The 17,411-nt window shown below is 59.1% G+C and carries 14 protein-coding genes; 1 reads left to right on the top strand and 13 read right to left on the bottom strand.

The window, feature by feature from the left end:
• Positions 1-32: 32 nt before the first annotated feature.
• The 5 genes from surE to AC1DHT_RS02915 are packed head-to-tail and all read right to left on the bottom strand — an operon-like array spanning position 33 to position 4,307.
• Positions 33-782: a 5'/3'-nucleotidase SurE gene (gene surE / locus AC1DHT_RS02935; protein ID WP_427533328.1), complete on the bottom strand. Its 750-nt coding sequence runs from the start codon at positions 780-782 to the stop codon at positions 33-35.
• Positions 770-1,828, bottom strand: a complete 1,059-nt coding sequence (gene truD, locus AC1DHT_RS02930; RefSeq protein ID WP_427544616.1) for a tRNA pseudouridine(13) synthase TruD — start codon at positions 1,826-1,828, stop codon at positions 770-772. The genes surE and truD overlap by 13 nt, the downstream gene beginning before the upstream one ends.
• Complete coding sequence (gene ispF, locus AC1DHT_RS02925; RefSeq protein WP_054595926.1) at positions 1,825-2,298, bottom strand: 2-C-methyl-D-erythritol 2,4-cyclodiphosphate synthase; 474 nt, start codon at positions 2,296-2,298, stop codon at positions 1,825-1,827. The genes truD and ispF overlap by 4 nt, the downstream gene beginning before the upstream one ends.
• A gap of 42 nt (positions 2,299-2,340) precedes the next feature.
• Positions 2,341-3,186 carry an S-formylglutathione hydrolase gene (gene fghA / locus AC1DHT_RS02920; RefSeq protein ID WP_427544618.1) on the bottom strand — a complete coding sequence of 282 codons (846 nt, stop codon included), beginning with the start codon at positions 3,184-3,186 and terminating at the stop codon, positions 2,341-2,343.
• Positions 3,187-3,194: 8 nt separating this feature from the next.
• Positions 3,195-4,307, bottom strand: a complete 1,113-nt coding sequence (locus tag AC1DHT_RS02915) for an S-(hydroxymethyl)glutathione dehydrogenase/class III alcohol dehydrogenase (RefSeq protein ID WP_054595925.1) — start codon at positions 4,305-4,307, stop codon at positions 3,195-3,197.
• Positions 4,308-4,413: 106 nt separating this feature from the next.
• Here AC1DHT_RS02915 and AC1DHT_RS02910 point away from each other — a divergent pair, with 106 nt between their 5' ends.
• Complete coding sequence (locus AC1DHT_RS02910; RefSeq protein WP_477761226.1) at positions 4,414-5,310, top strand: LysR substrate-binding domain-containing protein; 897 nt, start codon at positions 4,414-4,416, stop codon at positions 5,308-5,310.
• Positions 5,311-5,911: 601 nt separating this feature from the next.
• On the opposite strand, the gene ispD is transcribed toward AC1DHT_RS02910, so the two are convergent.
• The 8 genes from ispD to dnaE all read right to left on the bottom strand — a co-directional run bounded on the left by ispD (position 5,912) and on the right by dnaE (position 17,355).
• Positions 5,912-6,619 (bottom strand): 2-C-methyl-D-erythritol 4-phosphate cytidylyltransferase, encoded by a 708-nt coding sequence (gene ispD / locus AC1DHT_RS02905; RefSeq protein WP_427544622.1) that lies wholly within the window; start codon positions 6,617-6,619, stop codon positions 5,912-5,914.
• Positions 6,616-6,894 (bottom strand): cell division protein FtsB, encoded by a 279-nt coding sequence (ftsB, locus tag AC1DHT_RS02900; protein ID WP_019692104.1) that lies wholly within the window; start codon positions 6,892-6,894, stop codon positions 6,616-6,618. The genes ispD and ftsB overlap by 4 nt, the downstream gene beginning before the upstream one ends.
• A gap of 169 nt (positions 6,895-7,063) precedes the next feature.
• On the bottom strand, positions 7,064-8,353 hold the full coding sequence (eno, locus tag AC1DHT_RS02895) for a phosphopyruvate hydratase (RefSeq protein ID WP_019692103.1): 1,290 nt from the start codon (positions 8,351-8,353) through the stop codon (positions 7,064-7,066).
• 160 nt (positions 8,354-8,513) lie between these two features.
• Positions 8,514-9,359: a 3-deoxy-8-phosphooctulonate synthase gene (gene kdsA, locus AC1DHT_RS02890; protein WP_054595922.1), complete on the bottom strand. Its 846-nt coding sequence runs from the start codon at positions 9,357-9,359 to the stop codon at positions 8,514-8,516.
• A gap of 5 nt (positions 9,360-9,364) precedes the next feature.
• A complete protein-coding gene (locus AC1DHT_RS02885; protein ID WP_054595921.1) occupies positions 9,365-10,996 on the bottom strand; it encodes a CTP synthase in 1,632 nt (543 codons plus the stop codon).
• Positions 10,997-11,270: 274 nt separating this feature from the next.
• A complete protein-coding gene (gene tilS, locus AC1DHT_RS02880) occupies positions 11,271-12,599 on the bottom strand; it encodes a tRNA lysidine(34) synthetase TilS (RefSeq protein ID WP_427544625.1) in 1,329 nt (442 codons plus the stop codon).
• Between the two features lie 133 nt (positions 12,600-12,732).
• Entirely contained in the window at positions 12,733-13,680 is a 948-nt protein-coding gene (locus AC1DHT_RS02875) for an acetyl-CoA carboxylase carboxyltransferase subunit alpha (protein ID WP_477761225.1), read from the bottom strand.
• Positions 13,681-13,833: 153 nt separating this feature from the next.
• A complete protein-coding gene (dnaE, locus tag AC1DHT_RS02870) occupies positions 13,834-17,355 on the bottom strand; it encodes a DNA polymerase III subunit alpha (protein WP_442114453.1) in 3,522 nt (1,173 codons plus the stop codon).
• Positions 17,356-17,411 lie beyond the last annotated feature (56 nt).

Genomic DNA, 17,411 nt, shown 5'->3' with positions numbered 1-17,411 from the left:
ACGACGCAGGATATCGTCTTGTTCACGAGCCATCAGCGCAGCCCCTCCAGCCAGCCATCAAGACTTTTGAAGGCATCATTGAAGGTACGATCGAGTTGCAGCGGGGTGATCGAGACATAACCCTGCATCACCGCATGGAAATCCGTGCCAGGCCCGCCGTCCTCCACATCGCCGGCCGCGGCAATCCAGTAGCCGGACTTGCCACGCGGGTCGACCACTTGAATCGGCGCGGCGGCGCGGGCACGGTGACCCAGGCGAGTCAGCTGGATACCTCGAATGTTTTCCAGAGGCAGATTCGGAATGTTCACGTTCAGCACCGTGCGCGGTGGCAATTCAAGGTCGGCATAAGCCTCCACCAGCTTGCGCGCAAAGTAGGCCGCCGTCGGCAGGTTTTCCACTTGCCGCGATACCAGCGAAAAGGCAAACGAAGGCAGCGTAAGGAAACGCCCTTCGAGCGCCGCCGCAACCGTGCCGGAATACAGCACATCGTCGCCCAGGTTGGCTCCCATGTTGATCCCGGAAACCACCATATCCGGTTCGCGCTCCAGCAAACCGTTGAGGCCCAGGTGCACGCAATCGGTCGGCGTGCCATTTAGGCTGATAAAGCCATTGGCCAGGGTTTGCGGGTGCAACGGACGGTCGAGCGTCAGCGAACTGCTGGCGCCGCTTTTGTCCTGGTCAGGGGCGATAACCACGCACTCGGTGTAATCCGCCAGCGCAGCATGAAGCGCGGCAAGACCGGGCGCTGTTACCCCATCGTCGTTAGAAATCAGAATACGCATGAGCTGTCCGTCTGCCCCACCGGCACCAGATCGACGAGTTCACGCACCAGTACGGTGGCGAAGCATCCGGCCGGAAGGACGAATTCCAGTTGCAGAATGTCCAGCGAGGGATAATGCCACGTCAACCCGCCAATGGGCAGCCGCAGGATGCGACGTTCATGGCTCATTCCAGCGTTTATCAACCAATCGCGCAGATCCGCTTCGCCTGCCGCGACCCGTTGCTCCAGTTCATGAGTCGCACCGGTCGCGGGGGACTCGCCCTCGCCCCACAGCGGCCCGGTCGGGTGCAGGTCGAGGATTGCCAGGCGCGGATCGCTGCATTCTGCCTCACCTGCCGGGAAGAAGCTGCGGCTGTCGGTGAAAGCCAGCAAGTCGCCCACCTGGGCGCGCTGCCAACTACCGTCGGCAACTCGCGCCGCCAACACCTGATTGAACAGAAAGCTGCGCGCAGTGGAGAGCAGGCGTGAACGCACGTTGCGCTGCTCCGGCAAGGCTTTGCGTGCCGCCCAGTCCCGAGCATCCACCACATTGCCGCCGTTGTGGCCGAAACGCTGCGCGCCGAAGTAGTTGGGAATACCATGTTTGGCGATCAGTTGCAGACGCGCTTCAATCGCGTCCTTGTCGCCAGCAAACTGGGTCAAGCGCAAGGTAAAGCCATTGGCCGAATGCGCACCGCGCTGCAGCTTGCGTTTATGGCGTGCGGTCTTGAGGATTTTCAGTGTGTCGTTTTCTGCCGCGGACAAGTCAGGATCGGCCTTGCCGGGCAATTGCACGCTGAACCACTGGCGGGTCAGTGCCTGGCGATCTTTCAGGCCGGCATAACTGACGGTGCGCAACGGCACGCCGGCAGCCTTGGCAATTCGCCGGGCCGCCTCTTCAGTGTTCAGGCCGCGTTTTTCCACCCAGATCCACAGGTGTTCGCCTTCGCCAGTCAGCGGAATATCGAGGACTTCATCGACCTGAAAATCTTCCGCGATGGCTTTCAGTACGGCAGTGCCGAGGGCTTCGCCGTAGGCACGCGGGCCGAGCAATTGCAGTTCATTCATGCGCGCAGCAACAAGGCAACGGAGTGCACGGCAATGCCTTCTTCGCGACCGACAAAGCCGAGCTTTTCGGTGGTGGTAGCTTTCACGTTCACTTGATCCAACTCAACTTGAAGATCCGCGGCGATCAGCGCACGCATCGATTCGATATGCGGGGCCATTTTCGGCGCCTGGGCAACGATGGTGTTATCGACATTGCCGACCTTCCAGCCCTTGGCGTGGATCAGCGCGACAACGTGACGCAACAGTACGCGGCTGTCAGCACCTTTGAATTGCGGGTCGGTGTCTGGAAAGTGTTTACCGATATCACCCAGCGCCGCTGCGCCGAGCAAGGCATCGCTCAACGAATGCAGCAAGACGTCGCCGTCGGAATGGGCGAGCAGCCCGAAACCGTGTGCAATTCGCACACCGCCCAGAGTGATGAAATCGCCTTCAGCGAAACGGTGCACATCATAGCCGTGGCCAATACGCATAAAAAAACGCCCCGATTTAGTCAGGGCGTGATTCTACCTGCTTTAGGCGCCTAGAGCGTGTGCGTGATGTCGCAAGTGTTCATCAATAAAGCTGGCGATAAAGAAATAGCTGTGGTCGTAGCCCGGCTGTAGACGCAAGGTCAGCGGATGGCCGGCCAGTTTCGCCGCCTGCTGCAGTGCTTCGGGTTTGAGCTGAGTGGCGAGGAAGTCGTCCCGATCGCCCTGATCCACCAGTAACGGCAGCTTTTCAACTGCCTCGCTGATCAGCACGCAGGCATCCCATTCGCGCCACTTCGAACGCTCTTCGCCCAGGTAGCGCGAAAACGCCTTCTGACCCCAAGGGCAATCCATCGGATTGTTGATGGGCGCGAAGGCCGACACCGACTGATACCGACCAGGATTGCGCAAGGCACAGACCAGTGCGCCGTGCCCGCCCATGGAGTGACCACTGACGCCACGTTTGTCCGAGGCCGGAAAATGCGCTTCGACCAACGCAGGCAATTCCTGCACCACGTAGTCGTGCATCCGATAGTGCCTGGCCCAAGGCTCCTGCGTGGCATTCAGATAGAACCCGGCACCGAGGCCGAAATCCCACGCGCCGTCTGGGTCGCCCGGAACATCGGCGCCTCGCGGGCTGGTGTCCGGTGCGACAATGATCAGCCCCAGCTCGGCCGCCATGCGCATCGCGCCGGCCTTGTGCATGAAGTTTTCGTCGGTGCAGGTCAATCCCGACAACCAGTACAACACCGGCAGCTTACCGCCCTGCTCCGCTTGCGGTGGCAGGTACACGGCAAACACCATGTCGCAGCCCAGCACTTCGGAATGATGCTTGTAGCGTTTATGCCAGCCACCGAAGCTCTTCTGGCATGAGAGATTTTCCAGACTMATGACCGACCTCAGAAATGGATGACAGAGCGGATGCTTTTGCCTTCATGCATCAGGTCGAATGCCTTGTTGATGTCTTCCAGGCCCATGGTGTGGGTGATGAAAGTGTCCAACGGGATTTCGCCGCTCTGGGCCATTTCCACGTAGCTTGGCAACTCGGTGCGACCGCGCACGCCACCGAATGCCGAACCGCGCCAGACACGACCGGTCACCAACTGGAACGGACGAGTGGAGATTTCCTGGCCAGCACCGGCAACACCGATGATCACCGACTCACCCCAACCTTTATGGCAGCACTCCAGTGCCGCACGCATCAGTTGTACATTGCCGATGCACTCGAAGGAGAAGTCGACACCGCCGTCAGTCATGTCGACGATCACGTCCTGAATCGGACGGTCGAAATCTTTCGGGTTCACACAATCGGTAGCGCCCAACTGCTTGGCGATTTCGAACTTGGCCGGGTTGATGTCGATGGCAATGATTCGTCCGGCCTTGGCTTTGACTGCGCCGATGACCGCAGACAGGCCAATACCGCCCAGGCCGAAGATGGCCACGGTGTCGCCCGGCTTGACCTTGGCAGTGTTGATGACCGCACCGATACCGGTGGTGACGCCGCAACCCAGCAGGCAGACTTTTTCCAGAGGTGCTTCTTTAGGGATCTTCGCGACGGAGATTTCCGGCAACACGGTGTATTCGGAAAAGGTCGACGTGCCCATATAGTGGAAAATCGGCTGACCTTTGTAGGAGAAACGCGTGGTGCCGTCTGGCATCAGGCCTTTGCCCTGGGTCGCACGAATGGCCTGGCAGAGGTTGGTCTTGCCCGACTTACAGAATTTGCACTGGCCGCATTCCGGGGTGTACAGCGGAATCACGTGATCGCCGACCGCGACCGAAGTCACACCTTCGCCGATAGCCTCGACAATCGCGCCACCTTCGTGGCCGAGGATCGACGGGAAGATGCCTTCCGGGTCAGCGCCCGACAGGGTGTAGGCGTCGGTATGGCAAACACCGGAGGCGACCACACGCAACAGGACTTCACCCGCCTTGGGCATGGCGACATCGACTTCAACGATCTCAAGGGGTTTCTTGGCCTCGAAGGCAACGGCAGCGCGCGACTTGATCATCCTGTCTCTCCAGCGAATAAAAACGAGACAGCGAGTGTAAAACACCACCAGACGATTAATAATCCAGCCAAAAGCAAAACATTATTGCTACACAGGGATAATCTTCATGTCCGAGAACCGCTGGGAAGGCATCGATGAATTCGTCGCCGTCGCCGAATGCAACCAGTTCACCGCTGCTGCCGAACGCCTCGGGGTTTCGTCTTCGCACATCAGTCGACAAATCGTACGCCTTGAAGAGCGCCTGCAAACCCGCCTGCTTTACCGCAGTACCCGTCGGGTGACGCTGACCGAAGCCGGGCAGACGTTCCTGCAACACTGCCAACGCTTGCAGGACGGACGCGAAGAAGCCTTGCGCGCCGTCGGCGACCTGACCAGCGAACCCAAAGGCATGCTGCGCATGACCTGTGCAGTGGCGTACGGCGAGCGCTTCATCGTGCCGCTGGTGACCAGCTTCATGGGGCTTTATCCACAATTGCGGGTCGATATCGAGCTGAGCAACCGTCCGCTCGACCTGGTACACGAGGGCCTGGACCTGGCAATCCGGCTCGGCCGCCTGCAAGACTCACGACTGGTGGCCACGCGCCTGGCGCCACGACGCATGTACTTGTGCGCCTCGCCGTCCTATCTGGAACGTTATGGCCGACCGCACAGTTTGTCGGAGCTGAGTCGACACAACTGCCTGATCGGCAGCTCGGACATCTGGCAACTGGAGCAGGACGGCAGAGAGTTTTCCCAGCGAGTACAAGGCAATTGGCGCTGTAACAGCGGGCAAGCGGTGCTGGACGCGGCACTACAAGGTGTCGGGTTGTGTCAACTGCCGGACTATTACGTGCTGGAGCACCTGAACAGTGGCGCGCTGGTGTCGTTGCTGGATGYTCATCAACCACCGAACACCGCCGTATGGGCGCTGTATCCGCAGCAACGGCATCTATCGCCGAAAGTGCGCAAACTCGTGGACTATCTGAAAGAAGGGTTGGCAAAAAGGCCGGAATACCAACTTTGATCAAAGGATCAAAGGATCAAAGGATCAAAGAATCGCAGCCTACCGCAGCTCCAAAGATAACCAATAACACGCCCCCACCACTCAACAGGCCGAGCGTTAGCTCGCCTGCCGCTGCTGATCTTGATCCACCCGCCCCTTCGGGAGGCCGAGTGGAGGTGTTCATCAGGGGGTGGGCGCGCAGCGCCGTACGGCGCAGCCGGACACATCGAGAGGAGGTCGTCGCGAAGCAGACCGTAGGCGATGCCCCCTGATGAATGCCGGAGCGAGGTGCCGTACGCTTGGGGCGAAGCGTTTTGCTTACTTTTGGGCGTCTGCAAAAGTGAGTCGCCGTCAGGGCGAAACCCTAAGCGGCCGTTACCGCAGGAATGGATATGTACACCTGCAGGAGGTTGGTCGGCTTTCAGGCCGCCATCGCGAGCAGGCTCGCTCCCACAGTGGATTGGTGTACATCTGCGGGAGATTGGTCGGCTGTCAGGCCGCCTTCGCGAGCAAGCCCGCTCCCACAGTAGATCTATGTACATCCGCAAAAGATTGGTTGGCTGTCAGGCTGCCTTCGCGAGCAGGCTCGCTCCCACAACAGTTGAGCGTTGTGACAGAGGAGTCAGCGGCGATTCGCCCAACGCAGGCGCAACCACTCGAGGTCTTCAGGCCGGGTAACCTTGAGATTATCCGCCCGCCCCTCGATCAAGCGTGGCGCCTGCCCAGACCACTCCATCGCAGAAGCCTCATCGGTAACAGTCACATCAGCCACCAGACTGTCCGCCAACGCCCGGTGCAAAGCACCCAGACGAAACATCTGCGGCGTGTATGCCTGCCAGATCAAACTGCGGTCAACGGTTTCAAGGACCCGCCCATGCCTGTCCACACGCTTGAGCGTGTCACGCGCAGGCACAGCCAGTAACCCGCCGACAGGATCATCAGCCAATTCCGACAGCAACTTGTCGAGATCATCGCGAGCCAGGTTCGGTCGTGCCGCATCGTGGACCAACACCCAATCTTCATCGGCAGCGCCTTGCGCATGCAAATGCAGCAACGCGTTCAGCACCGAACCCGAGCGCTCTTCACCACCGTCCACCCGTTGAATACGAGGGTCAGTAGCACACGCCAGGGTCGGCCAATAAGGATCATCAACGGCAAGACTGACCACCAGGCCTTTCAAGGCTGGATGATCGAGGAAACAGCCAAGGCTGTGTTCGAGAATAGTGCGCCCGCCCAGTTGCAGGTATTGCTTGGGACGGTCCGCGGCCATACGGGCACCGACGCCCGCGGCAGGAATCACGGCCCAGAAGGCCGGTAACGTATTCATCATTGAGCCAACTGGTAAAGGGTTTCACCGTCCTTGACCATGCCCAACTCATGGCGAGCCCGCTCTTCAACGGTCTCCATGCCTTTCTTCAATTCGCTGACCTCGGCGTCCATGACCCGATTGCGCTCCAGCAACGACTCGTTCTCCGCGTGCTGATCGGCAATCTGCTGGGTCAGCTCGGCCACTTGCGCCAGGCTGCCATTACCCACCCACAGGCGGTATTGCAAACCAGCCAGCAGCAAGAGCAAGACAAGAAACAACCAGTAAGGACTGCGCATCGAATATCAGGTACCCAGTGAAAAAAGACAGCCATGCCAACTTTAAAGCTTCTGATAGTACGAAGCCTGGAAGAACCAGGCTCGTACTTATAAGGCATCAGATTAGTGGCAAAAATCCCGCTGCTGCGATTTTTTCGACACAATCCGGTGTCTTTTTAACTACCCAAGCTTAGCCGCGGAATTCGCCACGACCGTTGTACTTGGCTTTGCCGCCCAATTGCTCTTCGATGCGCAGCAGTTGGTTGTACTTGGAAACGCGGTCGGAACGGCACAGCGAACCGGTTTTGATCTGGCCAGCCGAAGTGCCCACAGCCAGGTCGGCAATGGTCGAGTCTTCGGTTTCGCCGGAACGGTGCGAGATCACGGCAGTGTAACCAGCGGCCTTGGCCATCTGGATCGCTTCCAGGGTTTCGGTCAGGGTGCCGATCTGGTTGAACTTGATCAGGATCGAGTTGGCGATCTTCTTGTCGATGCCTTCTTTCAGGATCTTGGTGTTGGTCACGAACAGGTCGTCGCCCACCAGCTGGGTTTTTTCGCCGATTTTGTCGGTGAGGATTTTCCAGCCAGCCCAGTCGGACTCGTCCAGGCCATCTTCAATGGAGATGATCGGGTAACGCTCGGTCAAGCCCTTGAGGTAATCGGCAAAACCTTCGGCGGTGAACACCTGGCCTTCGCCGGACAGGTTGTACTTGCCATCTTCGTAGAATTCGCTGGCCGCGCAGTCCAGAGCCAGGGTCACGTCAGTGCCCAGTTTGTAGCCAGCGTTGGCCACGGCTTCGGAGATCACTTTCAGTGCATCTTCGTTGGACGCCAGGTTTGGTGCAAAACCACCTTCGTCACCTACCGCAGTGCTCAGGCCACGAGCCTTCAGTACAGCTTTGAGGTGATGGAAAATCTCGGTGCCCATGCGCAGACCTTCCGAGAAAGTCTTGGCGCCCACTGGCTGAACCATGAATTCCTGGATGTCGACGTTGTTATCGGCGTGCTCGCCACCGTTGATGATGTTCATCATCGGAACCGGCATCGAGTAAACACCCGGAGTACCGTTCAGGTTGGCGATGTGTGCGTACAGCGGCAGGTCCTGGTCGTGGGCAGCAGCCTTGGCAGCAGCCAGCGACACAGCGAGGATTGCGTTAGCGCCCAGGCTGCCTTTGTTCTCGGTACCGTCCAGCTCGATCATGATGCGGTCGAGGGCTTTCTGGTCAACCGGGTCTTTACCCAGCAGCGCGGTGCGAATCGGGCCATTGATGTTGGCTACAGCCTTCAGTACACCCTTGCCCAGGTAACGGCTCTTGTCGCCATCACGCAGCTCGAGCGCTTCGCGCGAACCGGTGGAAGCACCGGACGGCGCGCAAGCGCTGCCGATGATGCCGTTATCGAGAAGCACGTCCGCTTCGACAGTGGGATTGCCACGGGAGTCGAGAACTTCACGACCTTTGATGTCGACGATTTTTGCCATTGTTGTAAACACTCCAAAGTTGACGAAAACGACGCAGCTGTAGGAAATCTTTTATCGTCGGCAAGTGATTAGCAGCGGGCAGACTTGCGGACGATAAGGCTCAAGCCCGAGGGCCTGAGCGTTCAATGAATCGTGCGGTACTTTACCGGAGAATTGAGGATTACGCGGTTTCTACCGTCGGAAAACTCTTCACCAGTTCGTCCAGAGCCTTGAGCTGAGCCAGGAATGGCTCCAGTTTGTCCAGACGCAAGGCACAAGGGCCGTCGCATTTGGCATTGTCCGGATCCGGATGCGCTTCCAGGAACAGGCCGGCCAGCGACTGGCTCATACCCGCCTTGGCCAGGTCGGTGACCTGGGCGCGGCGTCCGCCGGCAGAATCCGAGCGACCACCCGGCATTTGCAGCGCGTGGGTCACGTCGAAGAACACCGGGTATTCGAACTGCTTCATGATGCCGAAGCCGAGCATGTCCACGACCAGGTTGTTGTAGCCGAAGCTCGAACCACGCTCGCAGAGGATCAACTGATCGTTACCGGCCTCTTCGCATTTGCTCAGGATGTGTTTCATTTCCTGAGGGGCGAGGAACTGGGCTTTCTTGATGTTGATCACCGCGCCGGTCTTGGCCATCGCGACGACCAGATCGGTCTGGCGCGACAGGAAGGCCGGCAACTGGATGATCTCGCAGACTTCAGCGACAACTGCAGCCTGCTCGGGCTCATGGACATCGGTGATGATCGGCACGCCAAAGGCTTGCTTGATGTCCTGGAAAATCCGCATGCCTTCCTCGAGACCGGGGCCCCGATAGGAGGTTACCGATGAACGGTTGGCCTTGTCGAAGCTGGCCTTGAACACGTAAGGGATACCAAGCTTCTCGGTAACCTTTACGTACTCTTCACAGACCTGCATCGCCATGTCACGGCTTTCCAGCACGTTCATGCCACCGAACAGCACCATCGGTTTGTCGTTGGCGATTTCGATGTTGCCTACGCGGATGATCTTTTGAGCCATCAGGTTCAAGCCTTCTTCTGGTGTTGAGCCAAAGCTGCTTTGACGAAGCCGCTGAACAACGGGTGGCCGTCGCGCGGAGTCGAGGTGAACTCCGGGTGGAACTGGCAAGCAACGAACCATGGGTGGTTCGGCGCTTCAACCACTTCAACCAGCGCACCGTCACCGGAACGACCGGAGATTTTCAGACCGGCTTCGATCAGTTGCGGCAGCAGCTTGTTGTTCACTTCATAGCGATGACGATGACGCTCGACGATCACGTCCTTGGCGTAGCAATCGTGGACCAGGGAGCCGGCTTCCAGCAGGCACTCCTGAGCACCCAGACGCATGGTGCCGCCCAGATCGGACGATTCGGAACGGGTTTCGACGGCACCGGTGGCATCTTCCCACTCGGTGATCAGTCCCACGACCGGGTGACCGCTGGTGCGATCGAACTCGGTGGAGTTGGCGTCTTTCCAGCCCAGCACGTTACGGGCGAATTCGATCACGGCGACTTGCATGCCCAGGCAGATACCCAGGTACGGAACCTTGTTTTCGCGAGCGTATTGAACGGCGGTGATCTTGCCTTCCACGCCACGCAGACCGAAGCCGCCAGGAACCAGAATCGCATCAGCGCCTTCCAGCAGCGCGGTGCCCTGGTTCTCGATGTCTTCGGAGTCGATGTAACGCAGGTTGACCTTGGTACGGTTGCTGATGCCGGCATGACTCATCGCTTCGATCAGCGACTTGTAGGCGTCCAGCAGCTCCATGTACTTGCCGACCATGGCGATGGTGACTTCGTGCTCAGGGTTGAGCTTGGCATCGACCACGGCTTCCCACTCAGACAGATCGGCGCCGCCACATTGCAGGCCGAAACGCTCGACGACGAAATCATCCAGGCCCTGGGAATGCAGGATGCCCGGGATTTTGTAGATGGTGTCGGCGTCTTCCAGCGCGATGACCGCACGTTCTTCAACGTTGGTGAACTGCGCGATCTTGCGACGTGAAGAGATATCGATCGGGTGGTCGGAACGGCATACCAGCACGTCTGGCTGCAGACCGATGGAACGCAGCTCCTTGACCGAGTGCTGAGTTGGCTTGGTTTTGGTTTCGCCGGCAGTGGCGATGTACGGCACCAGAGTCAGGTGCATCAGCATCGCGCGCTTGGCGCCGACTTCGAAACGCAATTGACGGATGGCTTCGAGGAACGGCTGGGATTCGATGTCACCCACGGTGCCACCGATCTCGACCATCGCCACGTCGGCATCGCCTGCACCCTTGATGATGCGGCGCTTGATTTCGTCGGTGATGTGCGGAATCACCTGGATGGTTGCGCCCAGGTAATCACCACGGCGCTCTTTGCGCAGGACGTGCTCGTAGACACGGCCGGTGGTGAAGTTGTTGTTCTGGGTCATGGTCGTGCGGATGAACCGCTCGTAGTGGCCCAGGTCCAGGTCGGTCTCGGCGCCGTCGTGAGTGACGAACACTTCACCGTGCTGGAACGGGCTCATGGTGCCCGGGTCAACGTTGATGTACGGGTCCAGCTTGAGCATGGTGACCTTAAGTCCCCGCGCCTCCAGGATGGCCGCCAATGAAGCCGATGCAATGCCTTTCCCCAATGAAGAAACAACACCGCCCGTGACGAATATGTAGCGCGTCATGAAAAACCCTAGAAGTCTGCGTTAAAGCGGTCCGAGCCGCCGGGGAAAGCGAAGGAAGGCCGAAGCCCCCGATCACCTGCATTAATTACAGTGCATCTTTCAAAAAAACCGCCGCGTTGGGACAGACCGGAAGAAGAATCACCGGTACGTTGCTCGCTACACATTTTTTGGAATCGCCCAGCAAAGACTGCTTGGTAATCGGCAACTCCTGCAATTCAGCTGAATCCACAGAAGTTGTATCAAGAAGGGAGCGTAGTCTACCGGAAAGCCCCTTTCAGCTCAAACCTTGATCGTTGATCGCTGGCTGCCACCGCAAAAGACCGTTTCCCCCCGCACTACCGTCGAGCCCACGCAGGTTTGCCACCGCGAGCAATTGTTTATTGCAGAAGAGCAGCGGCAATCTGCCACGGGCAAACAGCGGCAGGCCGCTTTCATTGAGCAAACGTTTGAGGTCGCGATGCCCGCGCCCCGGCAAATGCATGATTTCACCGCCCTGCCGGTAGCGCACGCTTAATACGCCGGCAGGAATGGTCCCGCTGAAGGTCAACCGGCCGTTGTCCGGCAGCAGCAGTGCCACCGACGGATCAGGCCAAAGCGGAGCCGGCTCGGGGAGGTTCAGCCAATGGCCGGACAACCACCAGATTCGCCCGTTCGCACGATGCAATTCACCGTCTGCCAGGCGCCAGATCGGCCGCGCATCCGTCACTGCATCGCGCAAATTTTCCCAACCCGACCAATGGTCACTGTCCGGCATCCGCGTCAACGGCGCCAGCCAGTGGCTAAGGGCATTGCGCTGGCGGGCGGCGGAAAGCTTTTCAAGCGCAGCCATTTCCAGCGACGGCACACCCAGCCAATCGAACTCGCTGACCGTTGCGGCGGATACCAGATCTATCTCGGCCAAATCATCGAGCAGCCCCTGCGCTTCACTCAAATGCGCAGCACTGCGGGCAATGGTGGTCACGGCCTGCGGCCAACGCTGAGTCAGCGCTGGAAAAATCTGCTGGCGAAGGTAATTGCGAGAAAACTGCTGATCGGCGTTCGACGGATCCTCGATCCAGCTCAACTGATGCTCGACGGCATAGGCTTCGAGTTCGGCCCGCGAGACCTCCAGCAACGGCCGCAGCAAAAAACCACGCCCCAATGGACGCTGCGACGGGATCGCCGACAAGCCTCTCACCCCTGCTCCGCGCAACAGACGGAACAAAAGGGTTTCGGCCTGATCGTCTCGGTGCTGCGCCGTCAGTAGCAGCTCATTGGTTTCGGTGGCCTCGACAAAGGCGCCATACCGCGACTCACGAGCTGCGCGTTCAAGACTCGCACCAGGCAGGACCTGAACGCGAACAACCTCCAACGGCACACCCAGAGCATCACACACCGACTGACAATGCTCCGGCCACGCATCAGCCGCAGCCTGGAGGCCGTGATGGATGTGAATGGCTTTGAGTTCAGGCAGGGAATGTTTTTTTGCGAGTTGCGCAAGAAGGTGCAGCAGAACGGTGGAGTCGAGACCACCGGAGAAGGCGACACGCCAGGTTGGCGCGGTGCGCCAAGGAGCTAGATTCAGCAGAAGCCTGTCAGGCAGATCAATCGTGGGCTGTCGCATATCGATCACTCCGCACAAATCAAATGTGGGAGCGAGCCTGCTCGCGATAGCGGTTCAACAGCCAACGGATGTGTTGAATGTCAGGCCGCCATCGCGAGCAGGCTCGCTCCCACATGGGTACAGCGAGGTCAGATCAGAGACCGTAGCTCATCAGACGCTCGTAACGGCGGGCCAGCAGCGCGTCGTTGTCGAACTTCTTCAGCATCGCCAGTTGCGAGCTCAGCTCGGCACGGATCAAGGCAGCAGCTGCAGCCGGGTCACGGTGCGCGCCACCCAGTGGCTCGCTGATCACTTTATCAACGATACCCAGGCCTTTCAGGCGCTCGGCGGTGATGCCCATCGCTTCAGCGGCATCCGGTGCCTTCTCGGCGGTTTTCCACAGGATCGAGGCACAACCTTCCGGCGAGATCACCGCGTAGGTCGAGTACTGCAGCATGTTCAGCTGGTCGCAAACGCCGATCGCCAGTGCGCCGCCGGAACCACCCTCACCGATCACGGTGGCGATGATTGGGGTCTTCAGGCGCGCCATGACGCGCAGGTTCCAGGCAATCGCTTCGCTCTGGTTGCGCTCTTCAGCGTCGATGCCAGGGTAGGCACCCGGGGTGTCGATGAACGTCAGGATCGGCATTTTGAAACGCTCGGCCATTTCCATCAGGCGGCAGGCCTTGCGGTAGCCCTCAGGACGCGGCATACCGAAGTTGCGGCGAACTTTCTCGCGCACTTCGCGGCCTTTCTGGTGGCCGATGATCATCACCGGCTGGTCGTCCAGACGGGCAACACCGCCGACAATCGCAGCGTCGTCGGAGAAGTGACGGTCACCGTGCAATTCATCGAACTCGGTGAAGATGTGTTCGATGTAGTCCAGGGTGTACGGGCGACGTGGGTGACGCGCCAGACGCGCGATCTGCCAGCTGGTCAACTTGCCGAAGATGTCTTCGGTGAGCGTGCTGCTCTTGTCTTGCAGGCGGGAGATTTCATMGCCGATATTCAGCGAATTGTCATTACCGACCAAGCGCAACTCTTCGATCTTGGCTTGCAGGTCGGCGATCGGCTGTTCGAAATCAAGAAAATTCGGGTTCATAGGCGTCCGTCTTGGGTCGACGTCCAAGAGAGCTTGGGCCGGCCGGTTGTCTATTCGCGCCCTACCTTAAGGGACAGGCGCGTTCAGGTCGAGATTAAAAATTGGGTCAAGGTCAAGGCCAAGCTTTCAAAGGTAAAGAATGGCGCCTGACCGTCAACGGTATTGGAGGAAGACGTTGTCTCGCCCGAACTGGTCACGCAGGGCTTGAATCAAGGCATCCGCCGGATCGATTCGCCAGGTCTCGCTGAACTGCAACAAGGCCTTGGCATCAGGACTGGTGTACTCCATGGTAATCGGGCACGCACCGCGGTGACGCTTGAACAACTCGCCTAGCCAGCGTAGCTGATCGCCTTTGAGGTCCTGGGTCTGGACCTTCAGGCGCAGACTCTCGGCCAGGTTGGTGCGCGCATCTTCCATGCTCATCACCCGCTTGACCCGCAAGCGCAGGCCACCGGAGAAGTCGTCATTGCTGACTTCGCCTTCGACCACCACCATCGCGTCAGTCTGCAACAGCGACTGCGCGGAATGGAACGCCTCGGCAAACAGCGACGCTTCGATCCGGCCCGAGCGGTCGTCGAGGGTGATGAACCCCATCTTGTCGCCCTTCTTGTTCTTCATCACCCGCAAGGCAATGATCATGCCCGCGACCGTCTGTGTATCACGCGCCGGTTTCAAATCGATGATGCGTTGACGGGCAAAGCGGCGGATTTCACCTTCGTATTCGTCAATCGGGTGACCGGTCAGGTACAGCCCCAGGGTGTCTTTCTCCCCCTTCAGGCGCTCCTTGAGCGTCAGCTCCTTGGCTTTGCGGTGATTGGCGTAGACGTCGGCGTCTTCTTCGACAAACAGACCGCCAAACAGGTCCGCGTGCCCACTGTCGTGGGTCCGCGCCGTCTGCTCGGCCGCCTTGATCGCTTCTTCCATGGCCGTCAGCAAGACGGCGCGATTGCGGTCGATGTTGGCCTGATAGGCTTTCGGTTCGTCGTGGAAATACGGGCCGAGTCGGTCCAGCGCACCGCTGCGGATCAACCCGTCGAGGGTCCGTTTGTTGATGCGCTTGAGGTCGACCCGGGCGCAGAAATCGAACAGGTCCTTGAAGGGCCCTTCCAGGCGCGCTTCAGTAATCGCTTCAACCGGCCCCTCGCCAACCCCCTTGATCGCCCCCAGACCGTAAATGATCCGGCCTTCGTCGTTCACCGTGAACTTGAACTCCGAGGTGTTCACGTCCGGCGCGTCGAGGCGCAGCTTCATGGTCCGCACTTCCTCGATCAAGGTCACGACCTTGTCGGTGTTGTGCATATCCGCCGAGAGTACCGCGGCCATGAACGGTGCCGGGTAGTGGGCTTTCAGCCAGGCGGTCTGGTACGACACCAGGCCGTAGGCGGCAGAGTGAGATTTGTTGAAGCCGTAACCGGCGAATTTTTCCACCAGGTCGAAAATGTTACCGGCCAGGTCGGCATCGATATTATTGGTCGCGCAACCCTCAATAAAGCCGCCACGCTGCTTGGCCATTTCTTCGGGTTTTTTCTTACCCATGGCCCGACGCAGCATGTCCGCACCACCGAGGGTGTAGCCGGCCATGACCTGAGCGATCTGCATCACCTGTTCCTGATACAGGATGATGCCGTAGGTCGGCGCCAATACCGGCTTGAGGCCTTCGTACTGGTAATCCGAGTGCGGGTACGCCAGTTCGGCGCGACCGTGTTTACGGTTGATGAAGTCATCCACCATGCCCGATTGCAACGGGCCTGGACGGAACAACGCCACGAGTGCGATCAAGTCTTCCAGGCAGTCGGGCTTGAGCTTTTTGATCAGCTCTTTCATGCCGCGCGACTCGAGCTGGAACACCGCGGTGGTTTCAGCTTTTTGCAGCAGCGTGTAGGTCGGTTTGTCGTCCAGTGGGATAAACGCGATATCCAGCGGCGGCTCATTGACCTTGGCGCGGTCGCGGTTGATGGTTTTCAGCGCCCAATCGATGATGGTCAGGGTTCGCAGACCCAGGAAGTCGAACTTCACCAGACCCGCAGCCTCGACGTCGTCCTTGTCGAACTGGGTTACCAGGCCGCCCCCTTCTTCGTCGCAATAGATCGGCGAGAAGTCGGTCAGCTTGGTCGGCGCGATCACCACACCACCGGCGTGCTTGCCGACGTTACGCACAATGCCTTCAAGCTTGCGCGCCATCTCCCAGATTTCCGCGGCCTCTTCATCGACCTTGATGAAGTCGCGGAGGATTTCTTCCTGCTCGTAGGCTTTTTCCAGGGTCATGCCGACTTCGAAGGGGATCATCTTCGACAGACGATCCGCCAGTCCGTAGGACTTGCCCTGCACCCGCGCCACGTCACGGACCACAGCCTTGGCGGCCATGGAACCAAACGTGATGATCTGGCTTACCGCGTTGCGGCCGTATTTCTCGGCCACGTAGTCGATCACCCGGTCACGACCGTCCATGCAGAAGTCGACGTCGAAGTCGGGCATGGAAACCCGTTCCGGGTTCAGGAAACGTTCGAACAGCAGGTCATATTCCAGCGGGTCGAGGTCGGTAATCTTCTGCACATAGGCCACCAGCGACCCGGCACCCGACCCACGGCCAGGACCTACCGGTACGCCGTTGTTCTTGGCCCACTGGATAAAGTCCATAACGATCAGGAAGTAACCGGGGAAGCCCATCTGGATGATGATATCCAGCTCGAAATTCAACCGGTCGACATAGACCTGACGCTTGGCCTCGTAATCTTCGGTCGTGTCCTTGGGCAGCAGAACGCTCAAGCGCTCTTCCAGGCCGTCGAAGGAGACTTTGCGGAAATACTCGTCGATGGTCATGCCATCGGGAATCGGGAAGTTGGGCAGGAAGTGTTTGCCGAGCTTCACATCGATATTGCAGCGCTTGGCGATTTCAACGGTGTTTTCCAGCGCTTCGGGCAAGTCGCTGAACAACTCGGCCATTTCCTCGGCGCTTTTCAGGTACTGCTGGTCGCTGTAGTTCTTCGAGCGGCGCGGATCGTCGAGCGCCCGCCCTTCACCGATGCATACGCGGGTTTCGTGAGCGGCGAAGTCTTCCTGCTTGATGAAGCGCACATCGTTGGTCGCCACCAGCGGCGCGCCGATCTTGTCAGCCAGGGCCACAGCGGCGTGCAACTGTTCTTCGTCGTTGGGGCGATTGGTGCGCTGGATTTCCAGATAGAAGCGATCCGGGAATATTGCCATCCACTCACGGGCCAGAGTCTCGGCCTCATCAGGATTGCCACCGAGCAAGGCGATACCAATCTCGCCCTCCTTCGCCGCCGACAACATGATCAAGCCTTCGTTGGCCTCGGCCACCCACTCGCGCTCGATGATGACCTGACCATTGCGCTGGCCGTCGATAAAGCCACGCGAAATCAACTCGGTGAGGTTGCGGTAGCCAACGGCGTTCATCGCCAGGAAGCTGATCCGGCTCAGCGGATTGTCAGGGTCCTTGTTCGATAGCCACAGGTCGGCGCCACAGATCGGCTTGATCCCGGCGCCCATGGCGTTTTTGTAGAACTTGACCAGGGAACACATGTTGTTCTGGTCGGTGACCGCCACGGCAGGCATGTTCATGCCGACCAGGGTCTTGACCAGCGGTTTGATCCGCACCAGACCGTCGACCAGGGAGTATTCAGTGTGCAGGCGTAGGTGAACGAATGAAGCCGGCATAGTGATCCTGTCTGAAAACATGAAGACAACAAGGCCCGGATTGTACCGGGCCTTGG

The sequence above is a fragment of the Pseudomonas sp. 05N432 genome (genome assembly GCF_056396945.1).
The sequence above is the reverse complement of the archived record's forward strand: the minus strand, read 5'-3'. Positions and strand labels throughout refer to the sequence as shown.

What these genes read in the sequence shown, in the direction of transcription:
- surE (WP_427533328.1), bottom strand. Translation starts at nt 782, where the DNA reads ATGCGTATTCTGATTTCTAACGACGATGGGGTAACAGCGCCCGGTCTT.
- tilS (WP_427544625.1), bottom strand. Translation starts at nt 12,599, where the DNA reads ATGCGACAGCCCACGATTGATCTGCCTGACAGGCTTCTGCTGAATCTA.
- eno (WP_019692103.1), bottom strand. Translation starts at nt 8,353, where the DNA reads ATGGCAAAAATCGTCGACATCAAAGGTCGTGAAGTTCTCGACTCCCGT.
- AC1DHT_RS02885 (WP_054595921.1), bottom strand. Translation starts at nt 10,996, where the DNA reads ATGACGCGCTACATATTCGTCACGGGCGGTGTTGTTTCTTCATTGGGG.
- ftsB (WP_019692104.1), bottom strand. Translation starts at nt 6,894, where the DNA reads ATGCGCAGTCCTTACTGGTTGTTTCTTGTCTTGCTCTTGCTGCTGGCT.
- AC1DHT_RS02915 (WP_054595925.1), bottom strand. Translation starts at nt 4,307, where the DNA reads ATGATCAAGTCGCGCGCTGCCGTTGCCTTCGAGGCCAAGAAACCCCTT.
- dnaE (WP_442114453.1), bottom strand. Translation starts at nt 17,355, where the DNA reads ATGCCGGCTTCATTCGTTCACCTACGCCTGCACACTGAATACTCCCTG.
- ispD (WP_427544622.1), bottom strand. Translation starts at nt 6,619, where the DNA reads ATGATGAATACGTTACCGGCCTTCTGGGCCGTGATTCCTGCCGCGGGC.
- kdsA (WP_054595922.1), bottom strand. Translation starts at nt 9,359, where the DNA reads ATGGCTCAAAAGATCATCCGCGTAGGCAACATCGAAATCGCCAACGAC.
- ispF (WP_054595926.1), bottom strand. Translation starts at nt 2,298, where the DNA reads ATGCGTATTGGCCACGGCTATGATGTGCACCGTTTCGCTGAAGGCGAT.
- truD (WP_427544616.1), bottom strand. Translation starts at nt 1,828, where the DNA reads ATGAATGAACTGCAATTGCTCGGCCCGCGTGCCTACGGCGAAGCCCTC.